General features: G+C 72.6%; 4 protein-coding genes and 1 pseudogene. 4 read left to right on the top strand and 1 reads right to left on the bottom strand.

All coding sequences use genetic code 11. From position 1 onward, the window contains the following. Window positions 1-165 precede the first annotated feature (165 nt). From HET64_RS37485 to dapD, 4 genes and pseudogenes are all read left to right on the top strand, one after another. Entirely contained in the window at window positions 166-492 is a 327-nt protein-coding gene (locus tag HET64_RS37485) for a multidrug efflux SMR transporter (RefSeq protein WP_215111704.1), read from the top strand. Beyond that, window positions 492-1043, top strand: a complete 552-nt coding sequence (locus tag HET64_RS37480) for a TetR/AcrR family transcriptional regulator (protein WP_215111703.1) — start codon at window positions 492-494, stop codon at window positions 1041-1043. Before HET64_RS37485 ends, HET64_RS37480 begins: the two co-directional genes overlap by 1 nt. Before the next feature lie 96 nt (window positions 1044-1139). Next, window positions 1140-1379 (top strand): annotated as a pseudogene (locus tag HET64_RS37475) (RNA polymerase sigma factor); the annotation flags it as partial. A gap of 76 nt (window positions 1380-1455) precedes the next feature. After that, window positions 1456-2454 carry a 2,3,4,5-tetrahydropyridine-2,6-dicarboxylate N-succinyltransferase gene (dapD, locus tag HET64_RS37470; RefSeq protein ID WP_215111701.1) on the top strand — a complete coding sequence of 333 codons (999 nt, stop codon included), beginning with the start codon at window positions 1456-1458 and terminating at the stop codon, window positions 2452-2454. Window positions 2455-2459: 5 nt separating this feature from the next. Here the strand turns inward: dapD and HET64_RS37465 are convergent, their stop codons facing one another. Next, window positions 2460-3344 (bottom strand): 4-hydroxy-tetrahydrodipicolinate synthase, encoded by an 885-nt coding sequence (locus tag HET64_RS37465; protein ID WP_215111700.1) that lies wholly within the window; start codon window positions 3342-3344, stop codon window positions 2460-2462. Window positions 3345-3713 lie beyond the last annotated feature (369 nt).

The raw sequence follows: 3713 nt of genomic DNA, 5'->3' as shown, positions 1-3713 counted from the left end.
GCTCGGAGATGTGTATAAGAGTCAGCCCTGCGTCCTGCGCCACTGCGTCTCCGTCGTGTCATCGGCCCGGGTCACGGGCCGTGTGGTCGGTCGGCACACCGTAGCGCCCCCGACGTGGGCCGATGATATGTACGGCCGTACGCAACGTTGGGTACAGTCGTACACATGGGATACGCATACGGACTGCTGGCCGCCGCCATCGCGGCGGAGGTGGCCGGGACGACGGCCATGAAGTACAGCGAGGGCTTCACCCGGCTCTGGCCCTCGATCGGCACGGTGGTGGGCTACCTCATCGCCTTCACGCTGCTCGCGCAGACCCTCAAGACGCTCTCCGTGGGCACCGCGTACGCGATCTGGGCCGGCGTCGGGACCGCGGCCGTCGCCCTCATCGGGATCCTGTTCCTGGGGGAGTCCAGCGGCCTGGTCAAGATCACGGGCATCGCCCTGATCGTGGCCGGGGTCGTCGTCCTCAACCTGGGCGGGGCGCACTGATGGCCCGGCGGTACGACCCCGGCCGGCGGACGAAGATCATCGACGCGGCGCTGCGCGTGATCGCGGCCGACGGCATATCCGGCCTCAGCCACCGCACCGTGGCCGCCGAGGCCGATGTGCCGCTCGGCTCGACCACGTACCACTTCGGCTCCCTCGATGAACTCCTGGTCGCCGCCCTGCGCCGGTGCAACGAGAACTTCGTGCGGGAACTGCGCGGCAGCGAGGCCCTGGCGGGACCCGTCGGCTCCGCCGGTCTCGCGGAGGAGCTGACGCGGTTGCTGGGCCGGTGGTTCGCGGGCGAGCGCGGGGCGATCGAGCTGGAGTACGAGCTGTACCTCGCGGCCCTGCGCCGCCCCGCGCTGCGCCCCGTCGCCGCCGAGTGGACCGAGGAGGCCGTCGAGCTGCTGTCCCGGCACACCGACCCGCAGACCGCGCGGGCACTCGTCGCGCTGATGGACGGCGTCTGTCTCCAGGTGCTGCTCACCGGCGGCGCGTTCGACGCGCCCTGCACCCGCGAGATGCTGGCCCGGATCGTGGACGGCGGCGCCTGAGCCTGCCTCGGCCGGCAGCCGGGCGGTGCCGCGTGAACGCGTGATGGGGCATCGGGTCATACCTGGTGTGACAAGCGTTCATTCAGCGGAGACGACATGACCGGCCCCTGGTCCGACGACGCCGCCTTCATCGCCCAGTCCCTCGACGGACCCGAGCGGTTCTCGGAGCTGTCCCGCCGGCACGCCCGGGACATCCACCCGTACGCGGCCCGCAGGCTGGGGGACTCGGCGGCCGACGACATCACCGCCGGCACGTTCCTCTCGGCCTTTCGCACCCATAAGCGCTACGACTCGGGCCGGGCGAGCGCCAAGCCCTGGCTCTACGGCATCGCGGCGCCGTCCCCTTCCGTTCCCGAACCGGGTACTGAGACCGGTTCGCCCGAGCGGGCCCCGGCCGGTTAGGTTGCTGTTCATGACCGACACGACTTCCCAGGGTTCTGCCCGCACCACCGGCGCCGTCGCCGCCGGCCTCGCCACCGTCGCCGGTGACGGCACCGTCCTCGACACCTGGTTCCCCGCCCCCGAGCTGACCTCCGACCCCGGCCCGGCCGGCACGACGCGCCTCAGCCCGGACGAGGCCGTCAACCGGCTCGGCGAGGGCGCCGCCAAGGCCCTCGGCGTGGACGCCCGGCGCGGCGTCGAGGTCGTCGCCGTGTCCACGGTCATCTCCTCGCTCGACGACAAGCCGCTCGACGCGCACGACGCCTATCTGCGCCTGCACCTGCTCTCGCACCGGCTCGTCCGGCCGCACGGCCAGAACCTCGACGGACTGTTCGGGCTGCTCGCCAACGTCGCCTGGACCTCGCTCGGCCCGGTCGCCGTCGACGACCTGGAGCGCGTGCGGCTCAACGCCCGCGCCGAGGGCCTGCACCTCCAGGTCACCTCGGTCGACAAGTTCCCCCGGATGACGGACTACGTCGCCCCCAAGGGCGTGCGCATCGCCGACGCCGACCGCGTCCGGCTCGGCGCGCACCTCGCCGCCGGTACCACCGTCATGCACGAGGGCTTCATCAACTTCAACGCGGGAACGCTCGGCACCTCCATGGTCGAGGGCCGCATCTCCGCGGGCGTCGTCGTCGGCGACGGCTCGGACATCGGCGGCGGCGCGTCCACCATGGGCACCCTCTCCGGTGGCGGCACGGAGCGCATCGTCATCGGCGAGCGCTGCCTGGTCGGCGCGGAGGCGGGCGTCGGGATCGCGCTCGGCGACGAGTGCGTCGTCGAAGCCGGTCTGTACGTCACCGCCGGCACGCGCGTCACGCTGCCGGACGGCCAGGTCGTCAAGGCCCGCGAGCTGTCCGGCGCCTCCAACATCCTCTTCCGCCGCAACTCGGTCACCGGCACCGTGGAGGCCCGCCCGAACAACGCGGTGTGGGGCGGCCTCAACGAGGTCCTGCACGCCCACAACTGACCCGTTCAGCAGAGAGCGAGGAGTTCCTCGTACGCCGCACGCAGCCCGTCGGTCGCCCCGCGCCCGGCGGGCTGCAGCGGTTCCCGGACCGGTCCGGCCCCCAGGAGTGCCTTCACGGTGACGGTTCCGGGGAGGCCGCTCGCCATCATCAGTTCGGTGAGGCGGGCCGTGAGCCCGTTGAGCCGGGCCGCCTCGTCGGTGCGGCCCGCGTCGAACGCGTCCAGCGGCGCCCGCATCGCGGCGGGCGCCACGTTCGCGACCGTACTGACATAGCCCGCGCCGCCCACCGCGTACAACGGCAGGTTCAGCTCCTCGCAGCCCGAGTAGTACGCCAGCGAGGTGCGGGCCAGCACCTTCGTCGAGCCGAGCAGGTCGTAGGAGCAGTCCTTCACCGCCACCACACGCGGGTGCTCCGCCAGCCGCAACAGGGTCTCCGGCTCGATCCGGACGCCGGTGCGGCCTGGGATGTCGTACAGCATCAGCGGCAGCCCGGTGGAGTCCGCGACCCGCAGGAAGTACGCCTCGACGGCGGCCTGCGGCGGGCGGCTGTAGTACGGGCCGACCACCAGCAGCCCGTCCGCGCCCGCCTCCTCGGCCTCCCGCGCCAGGCGCAGGGCGTGCGCGGTGTCCGGGCCCCCGACGCCGGTGAGCAGCGGCACCCCGTCGCCGACCTCCGCCCGGACGGCCCGCAGCAGGGCGGACTTCTCGGCGTCCGTCGTGGTGGGGGACTCGCCCGTGGTGCCGCTGAGGACGATTCCGTCGCAGCCCTCCGCCACCAGCCCCGCGGCGTGCGCGCGGGCGGCGTCGGGGTCCAGGGCCCCGGTGGAGGTGAAAGGCGTGATCATGGCGCAGAGCGTGCGGCCGAAGGGGCGCGGTGCGGTGGCGGTCATGTCCGAAGTGTCGGCTCCCGGAACCCTGTAGGTCCACTTAGATCTCCTTGGGATGACCGGCAAGGGACGCTGAAGAGTCCATGAGGGCGGCGGCTGCTTCGGCACCACTTCTGACATGATCGAACGCACGGACGACGGGCCGCGACGACGGGTCGTGGCGACGGGTCGTGCCGAGGGGTGGGGGCATCGGCATGGGTGTGTGCGTACGGGTGCGGGCGCGGGTGCGGAGACGGGCTTCCGCCGTGCTGCTGACGGCTGCGCTGACCGCGTTGACCGGCTGCTCCGGATTCCTCGTCCCGGCCGGCGAAGGTGAGGAACCGGACCCCACCCCGTCCGCCTCGGCACCCGGCATCGTCCGCGCCGAAACGC

It is taken from the genome of Streptomyces sp. McG3, assembly GCF_018619185.1.
Lineage (GTDB): Bacteria > Actinomycetota > Actinomycetes > Streptomycetales > Streptomycetaceae > Streptomyces.
This window is presented reverse-complemented; position numbering and strand designations above follow the sequence as displayed.

Bases quoted from the DNA above. Each gene is read 5' to 3' on its own strand.
- dapD (WP_215111701.1), top strand. From the start codon at position 1,456: ATGACCGACACGACTTCCCAGGGTTCTGCCCGCACCACCGGCGCCGTC.
- HET64_RS37465 (WP_215111700.1), bottom strand. From the start codon at position 3,344: ATGACCGCCACCGCACCGCGCCCCTTCGGCCGCACGCTCTGCGCCATG.
- HET64_RS37485 (WP_215111704.1), top strand. From the start codon at position 166: ATGGGATACGCATACGGACTGCTGGCCGCCGCCATCGCGGCGGAGGTG.
- HET64_RS37480 (WP_215111703.1), top strand. From the start codon at position 492: ATGGCCCGGCGGTACGACCCCGGCCGGCGGACGAAGATCATCGACGCG.